Below are 20,653 nucleotides of genomic sequence, written 5' to 3' on the forward strand. Positions count from 1 at the left end.
GCTTTGCTAAAGACGCGGCGCGCCGGGTGGGCGCGCCGGTCAGGCACGTCAGGATCAGTAGATGCTGAACGGGAAGTACTTGTCGTTGATCTTCTTGTAAGTGCCGTCAGCGACGATTTCCTTGATGGCGGCGTTCAGCTTGTTGCGCAATTCGTTGTCACCCTTGCGCACCGCGATGCCGATTTCGTCGCTTTCTACCACTGGGTCGCCTTTGAACTCGTAGTTCTTGCCGGCATCGCTTTTCAGCCAGTCGTAGTTGGCGTACTTGTCGGCCAGGATGCCGTCGACGCGACCGGAGGTCAGGTCCAGGTAGGCGTTTTCCTGGGTGTCGTAGAGGCTGACCTTGATGTCGTCACCGTAGGTGTCTTCCAGCCAGGTACCGGCCAGGGTAGCGCGCTGGGTACCGATGGTCTTGCCCTTGAGGGAGTCCTTGTCGGTCTTGAAGTCGACGTTTTTCGGCGCGATGAATTGCAGCTTGTTGGAGTAGTAGCGGTCAGTGAAGTCCACGGCCTGCTTGCGCTCGTCGGTGATCGACAGCGAAGACACCAGGAAGTCGAACTTCTTGGCGTTGAGGGCCGGGATGATGCCGTCCCAGTCAGAGGTGACAACTTCGCACTCGACTTTCATCTTGGCGCACAGGGCGTCGCCGATGTCTTTGTCGAAACCGACTACCTGGCCGCTAGCATCCTTGTTGTTGAACGGCGGGTAGGCCGCCTCGATGCCCATCTTGAGTTTTTCGGCAGCCATTGCGTTGGCCGAGAACACCAGAGTGGCGGCAGCGGCCAGGATGAATTTCTTGTAGTTCTGCATGCGGGTAGCTCCGTTAGCGGTTGCTGGACATGAATTGTTTGCAGCGCGCCGAAAGCGGGTTTTCAAACACCTGCTGTGGCGATCCTTGCTCTTCTACCAAGCCCTGGTGAAGGAACACAACTTCACTGGAGACCTGACGGGCGAAGCCCATTTCATGGGTGACCAGCAGCATGGTGCGGCCTTCTTCGGCCAGGGCGCGGATCACGTTTAGTACTTCCTGAACCATTTCCGGGTCAAGTGCCGAAGTAGGTTCATCGAACAGAATCACTTTGGGCTGCATTGCCAGGGTGCGGGCAATGGCCGCGCGTTGTTGCTGGCCGCCGGACAGTTGCGCCGGGTACGCGTGGCGTTTATCGGCGATGCCAACCTTGGCCAGCAGGGCTTCGGCGACTTCGATGGCCTCGGCCTTGCTCTGCCCCAGCACGCGGCGTGGTGCTTCGATGATGTTATCGAGCACGCTCATGTGCGGCCACAGGTTGAAGTTTTGAAACACAAAACCGATTTCGCTGCGCAGGCGGTTGATCTGCCGGCCGTCGGCGGCTACCAGCTCGCCGTTTTTTGCCGGCTTGAGCTTGAGTTCTTCGCCAGCCACCAGGATCTGCCCCTGGTTGGGGTTCTCCAGGAGGTTGATGCAGCGCAGGAACGTGGACTTGCCGGAGCCGGAGGAACCCAGGATCGAGATCACGTCGCCGTCGCGTGCGGTCAGCGAGACGCCCTTGAGCACCTCCAGCTGGCCGTAGCGTTTGTGCAAGTTGCGGATTTCAAGCGCGGGCGTGGCCTCAGCCATGTACGGTCCTCATTGTGTTCGGTTGTGCCTGTGCTGTTGGGCAGCCTTCCTGGCGAGGCGCCAAGCTAGCATAGCGTTGGAATGGCGGCCAACAGCCCCACGGGGTGCACACGGGAAGTGGTGCGCGGTTGTCGCATCGACGCAGCAGACTGTCGCGCCATCAACAACCGAACATCTGTTTGAAGCCATGTTTGCGTGGGGGGAGCGTAAAAAAAGGCGCGATGGTGCCAGCTTTGGCCGGGTGTTGGAAGCGCTAAGCGGACATTCGTTCCTGATCGGCACGTTTATTGTGCACCAGTGGTTTTTTCTGTGTGTTTTTGGTGCGCCGATTCATCCGGTGGCTGGATGGCACGTTAATGTTCTGGCGAAGTGCTATTAATCTCAATGACTTAGCGTTGGAGCTCGGCCTTTGTGCAGGCCGCGGAATGTGAGGTCATGACACATTTTGGCGCAATTGTTTCGCGCGCAATTAGAAGCGCCATGCTGGTTTATTTCAGGCGGGGTGGACCCAGTCTTCGACGCGCAATCCCGGAATCCGCTGGAATTCACGAAGGTTGTTGGTTACCACAATGAAACCTCGGGAGCGTGCGTGGCCGGCGATCATGTGGTCATAGGGACCTATGGGGGTCCCGGCTTTTGCAAGTTCCGAGCGAATCATTCCGGTATGGGCAGCGGCTTCATAGTCGAACGGCAAGACGTCAAGACGAGCCGCCAGCCCCTCGATAATGGCGAGGTTCTTTTCAGGTGCGGCCGATTTTTCCGCACCGTAGATCAACTCCATCAGAGTGACCGCGCTGATGCACAATTGCCCGTTATGACGATTGAATGCTTCGCGCACTATCTGCGGTTTGTTCTTGATGGTGAAAATACAGATATTGGTGTCGAGCATGTATTTGAGCATCAGAACGACTCGCGCTCTTGATTGGCCGGCTGCTCACGGTCTGCCATAAAGTCATCCGACACTGTGTCGCCATCGAACCAACTGTCCCAGGCTTCTCCGGCCGGGGTGATGAGACGCGCACGGCCAATGGCAATGACCTCAACGCGCTTCACATCAGCGGGCATCGCGACTGCCTTGGGCAAGCGGACAGCCTGGCTGCGATTGCTCAGGAAAAGGGTGGTTTGTTCCATGAGTCTTCTCCACTTGTGGTGCCGTCGAGGCTTAAGAGTAGGCGTTTGGTGGGATATGTCAAAGGGATATACAGCTGTCCGATCGACGGGTTGTCCATGCACGCATGGTAAAGACTGCTAACGAAAAACGGCCGCTGTCGGGGATGACGAGCGGCCGTTCTGGTTAGCGGACTGCAGGGTTTACTCGGCCTTTTCGTCCGGTTCGCCCAGGGATTCGCGGTAGCTGTCCAGGGCGTTGCCGAAGTCGCTGATGAACTGCGGCTCGGTGAGCCAGGCCTGGGCGGTTTCGCGGTCCATGCCGTCGGCCCACATGCGGTAGTCGATCAGCATGTCGGCGGCCAGGTGGGTGGCGGCCATGGCTTCGTTCTCGGCGTTTTCCATGTCGAGCAGATCTGGGTGCTCGTTGATGATCTCGCTGAGGTTCGACAGCAGGGTCAACAGCATGTCATTGCGGCTGGTGGCCTCTGCGGCGTGCATCTTGCTGAACATCGCCAGGGTGTACTCGGGGATCGGCGCGTCCAGGTGGCCTGTCTCGTCATCCAGTGCCAGCGGCTTTCTGCCGACCATGCGGATCTGCTTGGCCTTGGCCTTGGCGCGTTTGGCGCGTTTTTGCTGTTTGTTCGGGGATGCCATGTAATTCAGTTCGCTTTCTGTTGAGTGTTGGCCGCGATGGCGTCGGACGCCGCCACGTAGTCAGCCTGGAAGGCTGGCGATTCGATCCACGCCAGGGCGCCGGCTTCGTCGGTCTCGGTGGACCATTGGCGATATTCGATGAGGGCCGCCAGGATGAAGTCCATGGCACCTTCTTCGCCTTCCTGCTCGTACACCAGTTCCAGCAGCGGGTCTTCGAGGAAGGCGCTGCACAGGGCTTGCTGGCTGGTCTTTTCGGCGTCGATCATTTTCTTGAACAGCTCGGTCAGGTCGACTGACTCGAAGTCGATGCGATCGTCGTTCGGGTCCAGGTCCACCGGCGCGGCTGCGCGTTGGGTGCGGTTCTGCTTGGCCTTGGCTTTGGCGCGGGTGGCGCGTTTTTGCTGCTTGTTCGCGGATGCCATGGGCGTCGTTCCGTGTCTCGTCGAGAGGGTGCAGGCCGGTCAGCTACGGGGGACTCGCCGCCCGGGATGATCGGGGGCCAGTTCGCCATGTTGCAGCCAGGACAATGCAATGGGCCATAGTGTGGCTTGGTATGGGCTGCGAAAAAAGCCGAAATGTCCGACTTGTTGCTCGCCGATGTCTTGCGGGGCGATTCGCAGGTGAGTGTTGGCACTGCGGGTGAAGTAGCCCAGCAGGCGCTCGATGGCGGCAACGGTGCCGTAGGGATCGTCGCTGAGGCTGATTGCCAGGGTTTTCGCGGTAACGGCGACGAAAGGTAGCTGGCCGACTTTTGCGGCAAGCACGCGGCCGCTGGGGCACTGCTCGAAGCGCGGCGCGGATCGGCTCCAGTCGCGCACCACGCCGGCCGGAGTGTCTTCCAGCCAGCCCAGGCGTTTGCCGGGGAAGTAACCGCAGAGCCAGGTCACCAGCGGCATCACCACATGCCACTTGCCGAACATCCGCCAGCGCAGGTCCGGGGTGTAGTCGCGCCAGTAGGCAAACTGTGCACCGACGGTCACCAGGCGCCGGATCACCGGCCCCGAGTTCGCCAATCCCGCGGCACAGCCGCCAAAGCTATGGCCGACAACATCGATGGGCTGGCCAGGAAACTCGCGCTGGGCACGCTTGAGCATGGCCTCGAAGTCCAGGTGGCCCCAGTCCGACCAACTGGCGTCGAGGTTTTTCAGCGAGGCTGGGCGCGACTCGCCAATACCCCGGTAGTCATAGGTGATGACGTCGAAGCCATGGGCGCACAGGTATTCGGCAAAGCGCGAGTAGTGGCGGCAGCGCACCGAAGTGGCGGCGTTGATGATCACCACTGCCCGGGACTGGTCGGTGCCGGCATGCCGCCAAGTGAAGCCACCCAGGGCAAAACCGTCGGCGGCGGGCTCCCGGAAGGAGGTCATAAGCGGCTTGGCCGGCAGTTCCAGTTCGATTTGAGTCGGTGTCAGTGAAGGGCTTTCCTGCAAATTCATTGGCGCGCAACCTTTGCGGGTAGCTGCCAACCATAGTCTGCCTTTGGCGGGTCGACAATCCGGAAAGCTCCAGCACCACCGGGTCGCGGATGAAATCCCGGGGGGTGGCCGGCAGTTGCTGGATATGGGTCGCGGCTTCCTGCTTCACGGTCGAACGATCGCGGCTGGCCAGCAGGCGCTCGTAGTAGAGCGTGCCGATCTGGCGTTCCAGGGCCCGGGTCGACCAGTTCTGGGTGGCGGATTCGATCATGTACCAGTGGCGGGCGTGGTCGTTTTCGACGCGCAAAAGCCTGCGGTAATGAGACCAGCACAATTCGGAACGCACTGCGTTCCAAATTGGGAAAGTTTGGTAGAAGTCTCGCATGTACCGCAGATTGCGCTCATCAAAGCCTTTACCAAACTCCGCCGTCAGCACACTCGCCAGCGTCGCCAGCAGTTGCTTGCCATACCTCGCTCGCCTGGCGCCTTGCTGCTCGAACTCGACGATATGCCGCCCGATCTGCCAGCAGGTCTGTACCTGGGTGGTATCGACTGCGCGCAATACTTTGCGCCGCGCCTCGCGGATCAGGTCGCCGAGATTACCCAGCAGTGAGGCAAGTTGTGGCTCCTGGGGCTGAGGTTCGATGGCGCTCATGAGGGGCTCCGCGTTGGGAAGAACAGGCGAGAGAGCTTCTCAGTCGTGGGGTGGGACTGGATGCAGGGCGGGGCCTGGAAGTCTGCAGGAAAGACCTGTAGTTGCGCTGGAATCCAGCCAGAGGCGGCGGAGTCCGACAGGTGAGTCCTGTAGTCCTTTTCGTGGTTGGCTCAAGTTCAAATCAGTCTGAAACTTGGTCGTGCTGGCGGAAATCGAAAAGGGATAACGATTGGGTTCTACAGAGCCCGGGAGTTGTCATCATGAAACGTGTTCGTTTGTTCCTGTTACCACTCGCGGCGGTCGGTTTGTTGCTGTTCCCCGTGCTGGCGCAAGCCGCCAGTTATGAGCCGATCGACAGCGCCGGGGTGCAAGCCCAGCCACAGCAGCAAAACGGAATTACCTACCTGTCAGGCGGCATCGGCCTCGACGAGTCCCGAGCCATTGAGCAGGCCCAGGGCTACAACCTGCACATGACCTTTGCCGTGGGCCCGCAGAATCAATACACGGCCGACGTCGATGTAGTGGTGCAAAAGGCGCCAGGGCAAGCCGTGCTGACGCTGGATAACGCCGGTCCCCTGGTCTACGTGAAGCTGCCCGCCGGCAAGTATTCGGTGATCGCCACGCGCAATGGCGAGGAGCGGCGTGATACCGCAGATGTTGGCAGTGGCGGGGCAAGTAATCTGGTCTTTCACTGGAATGATGCCCAGTAGCTGCCTGCAGTCGTCCCGGCCCTGTCACTGAGGACAGGGTCGTGGTGGTTCAGGGTTTGCCAGGCGCGTCTGGTGCCGCCAGCCTGATGGAGAGGATGACCGCACTGGGTACTTTGACCTTGATCTCCTGATCTGCAAATGACCACTTGATCACGCTAAGGCCACCCATCGACCAGACCACGTGAACGTGGTTCAGGGCGCAATCGGCCTTGACTCCATAGCTCTCGATCGCCTGGTATTTCTCGCAGAGCTCTTTGCTCAGCAGTACCTGCTCTGCCTGATAATTGCCGAGCCCCAGGGCGCTGATGATTTTCCCGGGCAGGACGCTCCAGGTATTGGCCCCAAACATCAGCAGGAGGGCCAGCAGTGGGCTGACGATCAGCACATGGCGCTGGTTTTGCCGGATCACGGCTGTAATGACCGTGAGGAGTATCAGCAAGGCCAAAAAGCACACGGCCATGAACGGGTATTCGCCCAGGGTTTTGACCATTCCGGGGGCTCCCCTGGCCAGGGCTGTCGTTGCCAGTAGTGCGACGAGGTTGCCGGTAAGGAATGTCAGGAAGGCTGTGATGGCGAACTTCAGCCAGCTATAGGACGGTAGTTCGTAGTTTTTTTGCAGGGGTAGGCCGAACGCGATGCCGATCGCCAGTGGCCCGGCCAACAAGCCGAGGGTAAAGGCGTGGCCGTCCTGTAAAAAATACAGAGCCAGCCACAAGACGGCGAGGCTGCAGAACCCGGGGGCGAAAAAATAACGGTTGATCAGGCGTCGGTCGAGATTTGTCTTGGGAGTGTTGCCGTTGATTCGATACTTCAGCTCTTCATCCACGGGTTTGTCGCTGAAGAATACTTCTGACCAGATCCACCCGGGGGCGGTGAAGCCAAAGCCGATCAGCAGCACGATGACGCACCCCATGAGGGCTGCTGCCGCCAGAAGCGATACGACGCCGAACAGGTCGAAATCCGGGTAGAAGTGGTTTTGGCCGAAATAGATCAGGAAGATCAGGAAGCCGAAAGCCAGGGAGGCGAAGTGGAACAGCTTCCAGTTGTGCTTTTCGATGAACTGGAAAACCTTGTCCAGGGCCTGGAAAGGTTCGGATGGGCCGGGGTTGCCCGTGGTTTGCCTGTCCATGCGTAGAGGTGTCCTTGTGAAGATGCGGGTACGGCGACGGGCTATTTGAGCATCTTCAGTTTTCTACGGGCATAAAAAAACCCTGAATCTTGCGATTCAGGGTTTTCGGTATTTGGTGCCCAGAGACGGAATCGAACCGCCGACACGGGGATTTTCAATCCCCTGCTCTACCGACTGAGCTATCTGGGCAACGGGGCGCATTAAACTGGTTTTTCAGGGGGTCGTCAAGCAAGTTTTCAAAAAAATTTTAATTATTACCGTCGCTTACGATCCGACCCCGGTATCTACGCAATTACTCAGCAGGCGGCACGTAGCCTTCGGCTTTGGCGTAATCCTCGCCGGAGAAGAACTTGTCCATCTCGCCCTGAAGATATTTGCGGTCTTCGGCGTTCATCATGTTCAAGCGTTTTTCGTTGATCAGCAGGGTCTGGTGTTTTTGCCAGTCGGCCCAGGCCTTTTGCGACACGTGGTCAAAAATGTCCTGGCCTTTGGCACCCGGGAAGGGCGCGCGCTCCAGGCCCGGCAGTTCTTCGTTGTACTTGCGGCACATGATGGTGCGGGTCATGACGACTCTCCTGCGTTCAATACGTCGGCCGCGCGCTTGAGCAGTTTTTTCACCGGGGCGGCGAGGCCCAGGCGCGGCGGGGTGGCGAGGTTATACCAGAGCCAGTCGGCCTCGGCCACGTGATGGCCAGCCTCCTCGACCTGAACCAGCCAGGGTTCGATGGCCAACTGGAAATGACTGAAGGTGTGGATCAGGTTCGCCAGCTCGGTGTGTTTGCCCAGTTGCAGCGAGTGTTGCAGGGCCAGGTGCTCCAGGTCGCCGAGGTCATCCAGCTCCGGCAGGCTCCATAAACCGCCCCAAAGGCCGGTGGAGGGGCGCCGGTAAAGCAGGATGGCGCCGTCGCGGTTGGCCAGCAGCGGCATCAGCGTACGTTTCTGGGGTACGGTTTTGCGCGGCTTGGGGATCGGGTAGCGGGTTTCCAGGCCGAGCATGTGCGCTTCACAGCCCTTTTCCAGCGGGCACAGCAGGCAGCTTGGCTTGCTGCGGGTGCAAAGCGTTGCGCCCATGTCCATCATCGCCTGGGTGTAGGCGTTGACGCGGTCGTGGGGGGTGAAGCGTTCGGCGGTGGCCCACAGCTGCTTGGCAACCTTGGGCTCGCCTGGATAACCCTCTTGTGCGGTAAAGCGCGCCAGCACCCGCTTGACGTTGCCGTCGAGGATCGGCGCCCGCAGGCCCATGCTCAGGCTGGCGATGGCGCCCGCGGTGGACAGGCCGATACCCGGCAGGTCGGTGAGTTTTTCCACATCCTGGGGGAATTCGCCGCCGTACTGCTCGACGATGATCTTCGCGGTCTTTTGCAAATTGCGCGCGCGGGTGTAGTAGCCCAGCCCGGTCCACAGGTGCAGCACTTCATCTTCCGGTGCGGCGGCCAGGTCCTGGACCGTGGGCAACGATGCCATGAAACGGTCGAAGTAGTTCAGCACAGTGCTGACCTGGGTCTGCTGCAGCATGATTTCCGAGACCCACACCCGGTAGGGGGTGATGCCCTGTTGCCAGGGCAGGTCATGGCGGCCGTGGCGGTCGTACCAGTCCAGCACCGCCGTTGAAAATTGCTCGGCTCTCATCGTTTGAACAGCCCCTTGAGCGCGTTCTTCAGTTCCGGGCTGACTTTGTCGCCGAGTTTTTCATCGATTTTCTCACTGAGCTTGTCGCCGGCCAGTTTGCTGGCGACCTGGCCGAGGCGCTCGTTGTCCAGGCGGCAGGCCTTGGCGCCGAGCTCCAGTGGGCCGCGGCAGCGCAGCGGCCACTCGATACCGACGAATTTCTCGCCAACCTGGCAGGCCGGGTCCGGCATGTCGCGCTGGTCGCCTTCGACAATGATGCCGACGCGGTAATCCATGCCCAGCACGCGCAGGTCGACGTCGCCGTTGCCGTTGACGGTCATCCCCGGGATACGCACTTTCAGGTCTGGATTGCTGGCGACGCCATTACGCAAGGTCAGGTTGCCCTTGAGTTCCTGGAACGGCGTGTCCTTGCCCCGTGGCTCGCCGCTGAGGGTCTTGCGGTTGAGGGTGGCGATGCCTTTGCACAACTGCTGTTCGAGGTTGGCGTTGAGCAGCACGCCATTGTTGATGACGAAGCTGGCGTTGCCGTTGAGGCTGTCGATCAGAGTTTTCTGGCTGTTGCCGTTGGCGGTGAGCTGGCTGTTGAGCGTGATCAGGCCCTTGACCGGTGGGTTTTTGCCTTGGCTCTCGAGAATTTTTTCCGCAGGCACCCGGTTGATCGCCGTCTGCATGCTCAAGGCCGGCACCGGCTGGCGCACATCGAGGGTGCCCTTGGCGTTGAAGGTGCCGTTGTACAGCTCGCCACTGAGGTTTTGCAGGGTCAGCAAGCCGCCCTGGCCGGTGGCCTTGAGGGCTGCGTTGTGGATTGGCAGTTGGCTGAGGGTCAGTTGGCCGAAGGTCAGGTCGGCGTCGAGGTCGAGCTTGCTCAGGCGCTCGGCCGGGATCAGCTTGTCGTTACTCCACGCACCTTTGGTCGGGGCGTTCGGCAGGGGCGTGCTGCCGGCGCCGGCCAGGGCATCGGCTTCGGTGCTGCTGACTTCCGCCTGGCGGGCCACCGCTGCACTGTTGGCATCGGCGGACTTGGGCGGCAGGTAGCGATCAGCGTTGAAGGTGTCGGCCTTGAGCTGCACGCGCAGCGCTTGTTTGGCGAAGTCCTCGACGGCGATGCGGCCACTGAAGGTGCTGTCGTCGAGTTTCAGGTTGATGTTGTCCAGCGACAGGCTGGTGGGGGTCGCGGCCAGGCGGCTGACCAGTTCGACTTTGCTCAGGCTGCCCTCGGCCATGGCCGGGAGTTTCTGGCCGATGCTGTCGACAAACTTGGCCAGGTCGAACTGGGCGATCGACAGGGCGCCGCTGATTTGCGGGGTTTTGTCGAGGTCATTGGCCTTCAGTTCACCGAGGGCGCGCAATTGATTGACGGACAGCTTGATGCCCGTCCATTCGGCGACGTTCGCCGCTTTATCGATGAATACCTGCCCTTGGGCGGCAAAGGTTACGGCCTTGCCTTGCAGCGGTTCTCCGGTCAGTTCGCCTGACAGTTTCATGTCTTCGAACTTGTAGCGCTGCAGCGCGCGTTCGAAGCGCAGTTCGCCATTGAGCTCGGTGCGCACCCGCAGTGCGGGTTGGTTACTGGCGAGGAACGCGGTCAACTTGACGTCGATATTGGTCGCATCGTGCACGGGCCCGGTGCTCAGCTGGATGCTCTCGGCGGTGAATTGCTTGCCGGTGCGCTCGTCGGTGTACTCCACCCGGGCGTTATTCACGGTCAGGCTGTCGATATCGAGGCGAATCGGCTGGGCGGGTTTCTCTGTCGGGACCGGAGCGCTGGCAGTGGTGTCGCTGCTGGTCGCCGCTACCTCGGGCTGGCCCGCGACCGGCACGGCCTTGCCGATGTCTTCCCAGTTGCCGTGGCCATCCTTGTCGCGGTTCAGGCGCAGGTTCAGGCCTTCGACCCGGACATCGCTCATCTGTACTTCGCGGCGCAGCAACGGCAGGACCCGCACCGAAAGACCGAGCATCTGCAGGTCGGCGAACGGTGCCTTGGGGTTGCTCAGGGTCGCGACACTGGCTTCGTGCAGTTCCAGGCCGAGCCAGGGGAACAGGCTCCAGCCGATGTCGCCATTGAGCGTCAGCTCGATGTGGGCCTTGTCGCGGGCAATCTGGCGAATCTCGTCTTTGTAGTCATTGGGATCAAAGAAGTGGGTCAGGGCAAAGCCCAGGGCCACAATGACCAGCAACAGCCCGAGAAGTACCAGACCCAGGATTTTGCCGAACGCTTTCATGGGGCGAGTCCTTGTAGAGAGTCGAATTCGAAATTTAGCGGGGGAGTATAGCGCTCCGAAACTGACGACTGGTCAGTGACTGGTTTTTCTCTCACGGGCAAATGGTAATCTTCGCCCGTCCGCCTGCCTCGCTGCGACCGGTTGTCGCGCCAGACGCACCCTCACTCGATAAAACGGCCATGCCAATGTGCAAACAAGGCTGTGGGTGAGGAGTGGCGGGCGAACCATACTAATAATTGGGGGAAACACACATGAGCACGAGCACCGAGGCGGGCATTATTGCGCCCCCGCCGACGTTCCTGTCCAAGGAGCGCATCATCGCCAAGCCCGGTTTCAACCGCTGGCTGGTGCCACCGGCCGCACTGGCCATTCACTTGTGCATCGGCATGGCCTATGGCTTTTCGGTGTTTTGGCTACCGCTGTCCAAGGCCCTGGGTGTGACCGCGCCCGTGGCGTGCGCGCCGGACATGAGCTTTATCGCCCAGGTGTTCTCGTCCCAGTGTGACTGGCCGATCTCGATGCTCGGCTGGATCTACACCCTGTTTTTCATCTTCCTCGGTTGCTCGGCGGCTATCTGGGGCGGCTGGCTGGAACATGCCGGGCCGCGCAAGGCCGGTGTGGTGTCGGCACTGTGCTGGTGTGGTGGCCTGTTGGTTTCCGCGCTGGGTATCTATACCCACCAGATCTGGCTGATGTGGCTCGGTTCCGGGGTGATCGGTGGGATCGGCCTGGGCCTGGGCTACATCTCCCCGGTGTCGACCCTGATCAAGTGGTTCCCGGACAAGCGCGGCATGGCCACCGGCATGGCGATCATGGGATTTGGTGGCGGGGCCATGGTTGGTGCGCCGCTGGCAGCCGCGTTGATGGGGCATTTCGCCTCGCCAGGCGGAGTCGGCGTCTGGCAGAGCTTCCTGGTGATGGCGGCGATTTACTTCGTGTTCATGATCGGCGGGGCGCTGTCGTACCGCGTGCCGCCGACCGGCTGGAAGCCTGAGGGCTGGACCCCGCCGGCGAAAAAAGTCGCCAACGCGATGATTACCCATCGTCACGTACACGTGAATGTGGCGTGGAAAACCCCGCAGTTCCGCCTGGTATGGCTGGTGTTGTGCCTCAATGTATCGGCCGGGATCGGCATTCTCGGCATGGCCTCGCCGCTGCTGCAGGAAGTGTTTGGCGGCAAGTTGCTGGGTAACGATTTGGCATTCGGTCAACTGGACGCCGGGCAACTGGCCTCGATCGCGGCCATCGCCGCCGGTTTTACCGGGTTGCTGAGTCTGTTCAACATTGGCGGGCGGTTCTTCTGGGCGTCGTTCTCCGACTACCTGGGGCGCAAAAACACCTACTTTGTGTTCTTCGCCCTGGGCTTTGCCCTGTATGCGCTGATCCCGAACCTCGGGCATCTGGGCAACGTCTCGCTGTTCGTCGCCGCGTTCTGCATCATCCTGTCGATGTACGGCGGTGGTTTCGCCACGGTGCCGGCGTACCTGGCCGACCTGTTCGGCACCCAGATGGTCGGGGCGATCCACGGTCGCCTGCTGACGGCCTGGGCGGCGGCGGGCGTGCTGGGCCCGGTGCTGGTGAACTACCTGCGCGAGTATCAGCTGAGCATCGGCGTCGAGCGTGCAGCGGCCTATGACATCACCTTGTACATTCTCGCCGGCTTGCTGGTGCTGGGGTTCCTCTGCAACCTGCTGGTGCGTCCAGTGGCAGACAAGTACTTCATGACCGACCCCGAGCTCGCAGCAGAACAGGCCCTGGGGCACGACAAAGGCGCCGACAGCACTACGGTGCTGGAGTGGAAGGCGTCGTCGGCCAGCGTGCCGTTGGCCGTGGCGGCCTGGCTGGTGGTGGGGATTCCGCTGGCGTGGGGCGTGTGGGTGACCCTGCAGAAGACGGCAGTGCTGTTTCACTAGTCAACTCGCACTACCCGGCACACCGTGAGCCCCGTCGGAGCAACGCTTGCTCGCGACAAACGGCAGCGCGGTGTGCCTGATACACCACGCTCGACAGCGTTCAGGCTCATACATGTCATGACAGGTATATCCCCGGCCACATTGGCTTCAACCGGTCAGGGATATCATTTGGCGTGTTTCTGTTTGCCGCTGCCGTGCCTATAATGGATGCCTTTTTCGCCCAATGATTTTGCGGAGCTGGTGATGGCCGAACGTATGGCGTCCGTCGAGCGCGACACTCTGGAAACCCAGATCAAAGCCTCGATCAACCTGGATGGCACCGGAAAGGCCCGATTTAATATCGGTGTACCTTTTCTTGAGCACATGCTGGACCAGATCGCCCGACACGGGCTGATCGACCTGGATATCGAGTGCAAGGGCGACCTGCATATCGACGACCACCACACCGTGGAAGACGTCGGTATCACCTTGGGGCAAGCCTTCAGCAAAGCCATCGGCGACAAGAAAGGCATCCGTCGCTACGGCCACGCCTATGTGCCGCTCGATGAAGCGCTGTCGCGCGTGGTGATCGACTTCTCCGGCCGTCCTGGCTTGCAGATGCATGTTCCCTATACCCGCGCAACCGTGGGTGGTTTTGACGTCGACCTGTTCCAGGAATTTTTCCAGGGTTTCGTCAACCACGCCAACGTCAGCCTGCACATCGACAACCTGCGTGGCACCAACACCCACCACCAGATCGAAACCGTGTTCAAGGCTTTCGGCCGCGCCCTGCGCATGGCCGTCGAGCTCGATGAGCGCATGGCCGGGCAAATGCCTTCGACCAAGGGCGTTCTGTAATGCAGACGGTCGCGGTTATCGATTACGGCATGGGAAACCTGCACTCGGTGGCCAAGGCCCTCGAACACGTAGGTGCCGGCAAGGTGCTGATCACCAGCGATGCCAATGTGATTCGCGAAGCCGACCGGGTGGTTTTCCCCGGTGTTGGCGCGATTCGCGATTGCATGGCCGAGATCCGTCGCCTGGGCTTCGACTCGCTGGTGCGCGAAGTCAGCCAGGACCGTCCGTTCCTCGGCATTTGTGTCGGCATGCAAGCCCTGCTCGAACACAGTGAAGAGAATGACGGCGTTGACTGCATCGGCCTGTTTCCAGGCGCGGTAAAGTTCTTCGGCAAGGGCCTGCATGAAGACGGCGAACACCTGAAAGTCCCGCACATGGGCTGGAACGAAGTGCAACAGGTGGTGGATCACCCGCTGTGGCACAACATCCCGGACCTGGCGCGCTTCTATTTTGTGCACAGCTACTACATCGCCGCCGGTAACCCGCGGCAGGTGGTCGGCGGCGGTCACTACGGCGTCGACTTCGCCGCTGCGCTGGCCGAAGGCTCGCGTTTCGCGGTGCAGTTCCACCCTGAGAAGAGCCATACCCATGGCCTGCAATTGCTGCAGAACTTCGCGGCGTGGGATGGTCGCTGGTAAATGGCCGTGAAGAAGAAGCCGCCGATCCTGACCCTCACTCCTGAACAGGAGAACGAGGCCAATCACAAGATCAAGCGCTTCATGGAGGACCGCTTCGAACTGGACCTGGGTTCGTTCGAAGCGGGCGAAATCCTTGAGCTGTTTACCCGCGAAATTGCTCCGCACTATTACAACAGGGCGATTTTCGATGTGCAGACACACCTCAAAGAGAGGTTTGAAAGCATCGAAAGCGACCTGTGGGCGCTCGAGAAAAACTGATTTCCGAGCAATGCTGAAAAATCGAATTTGAAGGTTTGCCAGATGCTGATTATTCCCGCTATCGATCTCAAGGACGGTGCCTGTGTACGTCTGCGCCAGGGCCGCATGGAAGATTCCACAGTGTTCTCCGATGACCCGGTGAGCATGGCAGCCAAGTGGGTAGAGGGCGGTTGCCGTCGTCTGCATCTGGTCGACCTGAACGGCGCGTTCGAAGGCCAGCCGGTCAACGGCGAAGTAGTGACCGCCATCGCCAAGCGCTACCCGAACCTGCCGATCCAGATCGGCGGTGGCATCCGCTCGCTGGAAACCATCGAGCACTACGTCAAGGCGGGCGTGAGCTACGTGATCATCGGCACCAAGGCAGTCAAAGATCCGGCCTTCGTCGCCGAAGCCTGCCGCGCATTTGCGGGTAAGGTGATTGTTGGCCTGGACGCCAAGGACGGTTTTGTCGCCACTGACGGCTGGGCTGAAATCAGTACCGTGAACGTCATCGACCTGGCCAAGCAATTCGAATCCGATGGCGTGTCTGCCATCGTTTATACCGACATCGCCAAAGACGGCATGATGCAGGGTTGCAACGTGTCGTACACCGCTGCCCTGGCTGCGGCCACCCGGATTCCGGTAATTGCCTCCGGCGGTATCCACAACCTGGGTGACATCAAGTCGCTGCTCGACGCTCGCGCACCGGGCATCATCGGCGCCATCACCGGCCGGGCGATCTACGAAGGCACCCTCGACGTTGCCGAGGCGCAAGCCTTCTGCGACTCGTACCAAGGCTGAGGACTGACCATGGCGCTGGCCAAACGTATCATCCCTTGCCTGGACGTGGACAACGGCCGGGTCGTCAAAGGTGTGAAGTTCGAAAACATCCGTGACGCCGGCGACCCGGTGGAAATCGCTCGTCGCTACGACGAGCAGGGTGCCGATGAGATTACCTTTCTCGACATCACCGCCAGCGTCGATGGCCGCGACACTACTTTGCATACCGTCGAGCGCATGGCCAGCCAGGTGTTCATTCCGCTGACCGTGGGCGGTGGTGTACGCACCGTGCAAGACATTCGCAACCTGCTCAATGCCGGTGCGGACAAGGTCTCGATCAACACCGCGGCGGTGTTCAACCCGGAGTTCGTCGGCGAAGCCGCGCAGCATTTCGGCTCGCAGTGCATCGTCGTGGCCATCGACGCGAAGAATGTCTCCCTGCCGGGCGAAACCCCGCGCTGGGAAATCTTCACCCACGGCGGGCGCAAACCCACCGGGCTGGATGCGGTGGAGTGGGCGAAGAAGATGGAAGGCCTGGGGGCCGGGGAAATCCTCCTGACCAGCATGGACCAGGACGGCATGAAAAACGGCTTCGACCTGGGCGTGACCCGCGCCATCAGTGATGCCCTGGGGATCCCGGTGATCGCTTCCGGCGGCGTCGGCAATCTGCAGCACTTGGCTGACGGTATCCTCGAAGGTCACGCCAGTGCAGTGTTGGCGGCCAGTATCTTTCACTTCGGCGAATACACCGTGCCGGAAGCGAAGGCCTACATGGCGGCGCGCGGGATTGTGGTTCGATAAAGGCCAGTGGACAGCATGGCGGGCTCAAGGCAAGCTTGGGCACGCCAATGGATTGCGGTAGCCGACATGCTCAGACGCCTTTTCCTCGTTCTTGCCAGTACTTCGTTACTGTTCTGCGGCGTGCTACGGGCTGCTGAAAAAACCGATATCGACCTGGTCTTGCTGACGGAAAACTTCCCGCCCTACAACATGGCGAAGAACGGCAAGAACTTCGCTCAGGACGAGAACATCAATGGCATCGCCGTGGACATCGTTCGCGAGATATTAAAGCGGGCCAACATCACCTACAGCCTGACCCTGCGTTTCCCCTGGGAGCGAGTCTACAAACTCGCCCTGGAAAATCCCGGATACGGGGTGTTCGTCATGGCGCGCTTGCCCGACCGCGAAAACCTCTTCAAGTGGGTCGGCCCTATTGGTCCGGACGACTGGATCATGCTGGCCAAGGCCGACAGCAAAATCACCCTGCAGACCCTGGAAGATGCGCGCAAATACAAGATCGGCGCCTACAAGGGCGACGCCATCGCCGAGACATTGGCCAAGCAGGGACTCAAGCCGATCGTGGTGCTGCGCGATCAGGACAACGCGAAAAAACTGCTTAATGGCCAGATTGACCTGTGGGCCACCGGGGACCCTGCCGGGCGCTATCTGGCGCGCCAGGACGGGGTCACGGGCCTCAAGACGGTCCTGCGTTTCCACAGCGCGCAGTTGTATCTGGCGTTGAACCGCGAGGTGCCTGACGAAACCGTCGCCAAACTGCAGGCTGCGCTCGATCAGTTGCGCAAGGAAGGCGGGGTCGACGAGATCATGGGGCGATATCTGTAGTTTTTTGACCCTGCGCTATTGTTCCGGCGGATATTCGCTCAAATGCAGTTTGTCGTAGTCCGAGTAACTGCCCTCGCTTGCCACTTGTGTGCCGTTGCTGCGTAGCAATTGGTAGTCAAACTGTGTGCGATAAACCGCGACGACGCGCTTCTTCGCAACGATGGTAACCACGAGGGCCGCCAGGGGGCCGATCAACCTGCTGTTCTGGGTGCCGACGGGGGAGAAACTGTTGCCCAGTTTTGCCGAGAACTCGACTGAAAAGGTCGGTGGCAGCGATATGGAAAATTCCGGCAACCTGGAGCTCCATTCCACTCCTACCTCGACAGAGGTCAGTCGAGAGAAGGTTTCGAGGCTTTCGGCGGTGGGTGCCTCATCGGTCCATTTGAAGGTTTTTCCCGAGGAGCTGGTGTTATGGCCGTGGCCGATCAATACGTACTGCTCTTTTCTATGTAATAGGTAGTAGGGAGAAGTACGAAACTGCTCGAAGGCGCTCAGGTTGGGATCCTTGATCGCGAACCAGGGGAGCCGCGCAGTCTGGGTGACTGTGGCGGATTGGCTTGAGGTGGGGGGTTCGTATCCGGTCAGGGACGGAGGCACTGGCGAAGGTTCGGCTTTGAGCGAAATGCGCATGCGCAGTGCATGCGCGGCGGCGTGCGTTGCTGGTTTGGTATAGCTGTTGACGCCGACGAATGTGCCTGGCGCAAAATGAATCTCTCCTGCGGCCGCGACCGGTGGCAGGACACTCCACACGCTGAAGTCCTGCTTGGCGCGACTGCCCTTGTCGCTCCAGATCATTGTGTCGATGGATGCCGCCACGACAAGATCTGCCCGCACGCAACGCACGGAGTTGACTGAAGGTTTATCGAGACCGTCAGCGCACACCAACCCAAGTGCCACGTAGCCCTCAGGTGGTACGGGGCGCCATATTGAACAGTCCGTTTTGGCGCCTGAGCCCGTGTCTTTCCAGACCTGTTCAAAATCATCGGGCTTGCTCAGTGCCTTGCCCTGGTTAGCGCCAGCACTTGGCGGCTCGCCTTCGCAAACGACGGCCACTACTCTTCGATTATTGATGTTGTCGTGGCCGGATACGGCGAGGTCACCGAGTGGGAAAAAGCCTGGCAGCGAGTCAGGGGCAGGGCTGGGGCGCCAAAAGCCACCGGGTTTCGAGCGTGAGCCTTTGTTATCCCAGATCCGGAGAAATTCGGTCGTAAAGTTGATCAGCAGGTTTTCAACTTTGATTGATTCCATTGGCCTTGAGGGTGCCGCGTCATCTTCATGTGGGTTCATGGTTATTCCTGATAATTGAAAGGCAGCCCAATTGGGTTGCGGGTTTCAATATCCAGAATTGGCTGAGACGCCTGGCGGTAACTATGTAGTGGCCCGCTGCTGGTTAGCGATAAATCCCATCTTTGCCATGGGCAGTCATGGCGCGATTGCCGCGCACGCTGATCATCTGCCGGATATCAATCCAGTCGATGCCCTGGGCCTTGAGCTTGGGCAGCTCGCGTTCCAGCACTGCCAGGGTCTGCGGGTAGGGATGGCCGATCATCACCGCCGAACCCTGTTTGCGCGCCAGGCTTATGGCGCTCTGCAGTTGGTTGTAGATCGCTGCTTCGGTGCGTTCGTCGTCGAGGAACACATCCCGTGAAGCGCTGGCCAGGCCGATCTTCTGCGCCTCGGCGGCGGCGACGGTCTGGGCGCTGGTGCGGCTGTCGACGAAAAGCTTGTGCCGGCGTTGCAGCTCGGCCATCAACCAGGCCATGGCCGGTCGCTGGGCGGTCATGCGGCTGCCCATGTGATTGTTGATGCCGGCGGTGAAGGGGACGGCCTTGAACGCGGCGTCCAGGCGCTTGCGCAGTTCTTCGACGGGCAGTTCGGGGTGCCAGGCGAACGGGCCGGTGGCCGGGTCCATGGGCATGTGCAGGATGACGATCTTGCCAGCGCGGTGGGCCTCGCGGGCAAATTCAGCGGCGTGGGGGGTGTCGGGCATGATCGCTGCGGTGACTGGTCCGGGCAGCGCCAGCACGCGGCGGTCCCGGGGCAGGTTCTGCCCCAGGTCATCGATGATCAGGCTCAGGTAGGCCTTGTGGGGTGGCGCCTGCCCGGGCGTTGCATGGGCAACGCCGGCCAGGCAGCACAGCAGGCCGAGGAGCAACCGCAGGCGCATCTCAGCGGCCGCGGGTAATGCTCAGGCCCTTGAGCAGGCTCAACGCCTGGGCCAGTTGGTAGTCGTCGTCCTGTGGCATCGGCTTGGCCTTGCCGCCGGAGCCGCTTGGCTTGTCGGCGCCGCCGTTGCCATTGCCCAGGTGGCCTTGCAGGTCAGCTTCCTTGAAGTACTCGCTGTCCTGCTCGCTGGTGATCTTGGCCCGACGCACTTCGATGTCCGGAACGATGCCCTGGGCCTGGATCGAGCGCCCGTTCGGGGTGAAGTACAGTGCGGTGGTGATCTTCAGCGCGCGGTCGTTGTTCAGCGGCAGCACGGTTTGCACCGAGCCCTTGCCGAAACTGGTGGTGCCCATCACGACTGCACGTTTCTGGTCCTGCAGGGCACCTGCGACAATTTCCGAGGCCGAGGCGCTGCCGCCGTTGATCAGCACCACCATCGGCACTGCTTCGCTTTCGTCCTTGCCGGTGGCCGAGAAGCGCAGTTCGGAGTTGGCGATCCGGCCCTTGGTGTAGACGATCAGGCCCTTGGTGATGAAGTGGTCGACCACTTCCACCGCCGATTGCAGGACACCGCCTGGGTTGTTGCGCAGGTCGAGCACGATGCCGCTGAGCTTCTTGCCGTTTTCCTTGCGCAGCTTGGCCAGGGCCTGGGAGACCTCTTCGCCGGTCTTGACCTGGAACTGGGTGATGCGGATGTAGCCGTAGCCCGACTCCAGCAACTGCGCCTTCACGCTCTTGACCTGGATGGTCGCGCGGGTCAGCGTCACGTCGAAGGGCGAACCGCCGTCGCGGACCAGAGTCAGGGTGATTTTCTCGCCGATCTTGCCGCGCATCTTGTCCACGGCTTCGGTCATGCTCTGGCCGCGGGTAGGCTGGCCGTTGATCTTGACGATGAAGTCGCCCGCCTGGATGCCCGCCTTGGAGGCAGGGGTGTCGTCGATCGGCGACACCACCTTGATGAAGCCGTCTTCGGAGCCGACTTCGATGCCCAGGCCGCCAAACTCACCGCTGGTGCTTTCCTGCAGCTCGGCGAAGTCTTCCGGCCCCAGGTAGGCGGAGTGTGGGTCGAGGTTGCTGAGCATGCCCTTGATGGCGTTTTCCAGCAGGGTCTTGTCGTCCACCGGCTCGACATACGCGGCCTTGATCCGGTCCATGACCTCGGCAAAGGTACGCAACTCATCCAGCGGCAATGGCGCCTTGGTGGTCGCAGCCGAGGTCGACGAGGCCGGTTCAGCGGCAAACGCCAGGGGCGCACCGATCACCAGGGCGATCGTCAGGGCCAGCGAAGTGAGGCGGGACAAATGCAGCATGTCGAACGAACTCCTGAGTTAGATGGTG

22 protein-coding genes, 1 tRNA gene and 1 pseudogene are annotated in these 20,653 nt (G+C 60.7%); 8 read left to right on the forward strand and 16 right to left on the reverse strand.

The features are described 5' to 3' along the window. Positions 1–54: 54 nt before the first annotated feature. The 8 genes and pseudogenes from PspS04_RS01345 to PspS04_RS01380 all read right to left on the reverse strand — a co-directional run. Positions 55–810 carry an ABC transporter substrate-binding protein gene (locus PspS04_RS01345; protein WP_159993190.1) on the reverse strand — a complete coding sequence of 252 codons (756 nt, stop codon included), beginning with the start codon at positions 808–810 and terminating at the stop codon, positions 55–57. A gap of 13 nt (positions 811–823) precedes the next feature. Further along, positions 824–1,597: an ABC transporter ATP-binding protein gene (locus PspS04_RS01350; protein WP_095167396.1), complete on the reverse strand. Its 774-nt coding sequence runs from the start codon at positions 1,595–1,597 to the stop codon at positions 824–826. Positions 1,598–2,090: 493 nt separating this feature from the next. Continuing rightward, positions 2,091–2,498, reverse strand: coding sequence for a type II toxin-antitoxin system tRNA(fMet)-specific endonuclease VapC (gene vapC / locus PspS04_RS01355; RefSeq protein ID WP_159993192.1), 408 nt, complete (start codon positions 2,496–2,498; stop codon positions 2,091–2,093). Beyond that, positions 2,498–2,728: a type II toxin-antitoxin system VapB family antitoxin gene (gene vapB / locus PspS04_RS01360; RefSeq protein ID WP_159993194.1), complete on the reverse strand. Its 231-nt coding sequence runs from the start codon at positions 2,726–2,728 to the stop codon at positions 2,498–2,500. Before vapB ends, vapC begins: the two co-directional genes overlap by 1 nt. A gap of 180 nt (positions 2,729–2,908) precedes the next feature. After that, the gene (locus tag PspS04_RS01365; RefSeq protein ID WP_159993196.1) at positions 2,909–3,361 is read right to left on the reverse strand and encodes a hypothetical protein; all 453 of its coding nucleotides are present in this window, start codon (positions 3,359–3,361) and stop codon (positions 2,909–2,911) included. A gap of 5 nt (positions 3,362–3,366) precedes the next feature. Next, on the reverse strand, positions 3,367–3,783 hold the full coding sequence (locus PspS04_RS01370) for a hypothetical protein (protein ID WP_159993198.1): 417 nt from the start codon (positions 3,781–3,783) through the stop codon (positions 3,367–3,369). Between the two features lie 39 nt (positions 3,784–3,822). Then, on the reverse strand, positions 3,823–4,797 hold the full coding sequence (locus PspS04_RS01375; RefSeq protein ID WP_095167390.1) for an alpha/beta hydrolase family protein: 975 nt from the start codon (positions 4,795–4,797) through the stop codon (positions 3,823–3,825). Positions 4,798–4,852: 55 nt separating this feature from the next. After that, positions 4,853–5,431, reverse strand: a pseudogene (locus PspS04_RS01380) (DUF1016 N-terminal domain-containing protein); the annotation flags it as partial. Positions 5,432–5,691: 260 nt separating this feature from the next. Between PspS04_RS01380 and PspS04_RS01385 the strand changes: the two are divergent. Beyond that, entirely contained in the window at positions 5,692–6,141 is a 450-nt protein-coding gene (locus tag PspS04_RS01385; protein ID WP_159993200.1) for a carboxypeptidase regulatory-like domain-containing protein, read from the forward strand. Between the two features lie 49 nt (positions 6,142–6,190). Here the strand turns inward: PspS04_RS01385 and PspS04_RS01390 are convergent, their stop codons facing one another. From PspS04_RS01390 to PspS04_RS01410, 5 genes are all read right to left on the reverse strand, one after another. Beyond that, the gene (locus PspS04_RS01390) at positions 6,191–7,270 is read right to left on the reverse strand and encodes a hypothetical protein (RefSeq protein WP_159993202.1); all 1,080 of its coding nucleotides are present in this window, start codon (positions 7,268–7,270) and stop codon (positions 6,191–6,193) included. 113 nt (positions 7,271–7,383) lie between these two features. Next, positions 7,384–7,459: transfer RNA gene (locus PspS04_RS01395), tRNA-Phe, on the reverse strand. A 103-nt stretch (positions 7,460–7,562) separates the two neighbouring features. Next, a complete protein-coding gene (locus tag PspS04_RS01400) occupies positions 7,563–7,835 on the reverse strand; it encodes an oxidative damage protection protein (protein WP_095167384.1) in 273 nt (90 codons plus the stop codon). Further along, positions 7,832–8,899 carry an A/G-specific adenine glycosylase gene (gene mutY, locus PspS04_RS01405; protein WP_159993204.1) on the reverse strand — a complete coding sequence of 356 codons (1,068 nt, stop codon included), beginning with the start codon at positions 8,897–8,899 and terminating at the stop codon, positions 7,832–7,834. Before mutY ends, PspS04_RS01400 begins: the two co-directional genes overlap by 4 nt. Beyond that, a complete protein-coding gene (locus PspS04_RS01410) occupies positions 8,896–11,121 on the reverse strand; it encodes an AsmA family protein (protein ID WP_159993206.1) in 2,226 nt (741 codons plus the stop codon). Before PspS04_RS01410 ends, mutY begins: the two co-directional genes overlap by 4 nt. Positions 11,122–11,372: 251 nt before the next feature. Between PspS04_RS01410 and PspS04_RS01415 the strand changes: the two genes are divergently transcribed. The 7 genes from PspS04_RS01415 (at position 11,373) to PspS04_RS01445 (ending at position 17,149) form a co-directional block, all read left to right on the forward strand. Beyond that, a complete protein-coding gene (locus PspS04_RS01415) occupies positions 11,373–13,034 on the forward strand; it encodes an OFA family MFS transporter (RefSeq protein ID WP_159993208.1) in 1,662 nt (553 codons plus the stop codon). Positions 13,035–13,277: 243 nt separating this feature from the next. After that, on the forward strand, positions 13,278–13,871 hold the full coding sequence (gene hisB / locus PspS04_RS01420) for an imidazoleglycerol-phosphate dehydratase HisB (RefSeq protein ID WP_095167520.1): 594 nt from the start codon (positions 13,278–13,280) through the stop codon (positions 13,869–13,871). Continuing rightward, entirely contained in the window at positions 13,871–14,509 is a 639-nt protein-coding gene (gene hisH / locus PspS04_RS01425; protein WP_159993210.1) for an imidazole glycerol phosphate synthase subunit HisH, read from the forward strand. The genes hisB and hisH overlap by 1 nt, the downstream gene beginning before the upstream one ends. Continuing rightward, complete coding sequence (locus tag PspS04_RS01430) at positions 14,510–14,767, forward strand: DUF2164 domain-containing protein (protein ID WP_095167374.1); 258 nt, start codon at positions 14,510–14,512, stop codon at positions 14,765–14,767. Positions 14,768–14,809: 42 nt separating this feature from the next. Then, positions 14,810–15,547: a 1-(5-phosphoribosyl)-5-[(5-phosphoribosylamino)methylideneamino]imidazole-4-carboxamide isomerase gene (gene hisA / locus PspS04_RS01435; protein WP_095167373.1), complete on the forward strand. Its 738-nt coding sequence runs from the start codon at positions 14,810–14,812 to the stop codon at positions 15,545–15,547. 9 nt (positions 15,548–15,556) lie between these two features. Next, complete coding sequence (gene hisF / locus PspS04_RS01440; protein WP_159993212.1) at positions 15,557–16,327, forward strand: imidazole glycerol phosphate synthase subunit HisF; 771 nt, start codon at positions 15,557–15,559, stop codon at positions 16,325–16,327. A gap of 66 nt (positions 16,328–16,393) precedes the next feature. Continuing rightward, positions 16,394–17,149, forward strand: coding sequence for a substrate-binding periplasmic protein (locus tag PspS04_RS01445; RefSeq protein WP_159993214.1), 756 nt, complete (start codon positions 16,394–16,396; stop codon positions 17,147–17,149). Between the two features lie 15 nt (positions 17,150–17,164). Here the strand turns inward: PspS04_RS01445 and PspS04_RS01450 are convergent, their stop codons facing one another. From PspS04_RS01450 to PspS04_RS01460, 3 genes are all read right to left on the reverse strand, one after another. Then, the gene (locus PspS04_RS01450) at positions 17,165–18,436 is read right to left on the reverse strand and encodes a Vps62-related protein (protein ID WP_159993216.1); all 1,272 of its coding nucleotides are present in this window, start codon (positions 18,434–18,436) and stop codon (positions 17,165–17,167) included. Between the two features lie 103 nt (positions 18,437–18,539). Beyond that, positions 18,540–19,316 carry a divergent polysaccharide deacetylase family protein gene (locus tag PspS04_RS01455; RefSeq protein ID WP_095167365.1) on the reverse strand — a complete coding sequence of 259 codons (777 nt, stop codon included), beginning with the start codon at positions 19,314–19,316 and terminating at the stop codon, positions 18,540–18,542. Position 19,317: 1 nt separating this feature from the next. Beyond that, entirely contained in the window at positions 19,318–20,625 is a 1,308-nt protein-coding gene (locus PspS04_RS01460) for a S41 family peptidase (protein ID WP_095167363.1), read from the reverse strand. Positions 20,626–20,653 lie beyond the last annotated feature (28 nt).

Origin of the sequence: Pseudomonas sp. S04, assembly GCF_009834545.1 — a bacterium.
In the GTDB taxonomy this organism is placed as follows: domain Bacteria; phylum Pseudomonadota; class Gammaproteobacteria; order Pseudomonadales; family Pseudomonadaceae; genus Aquipseudomonas.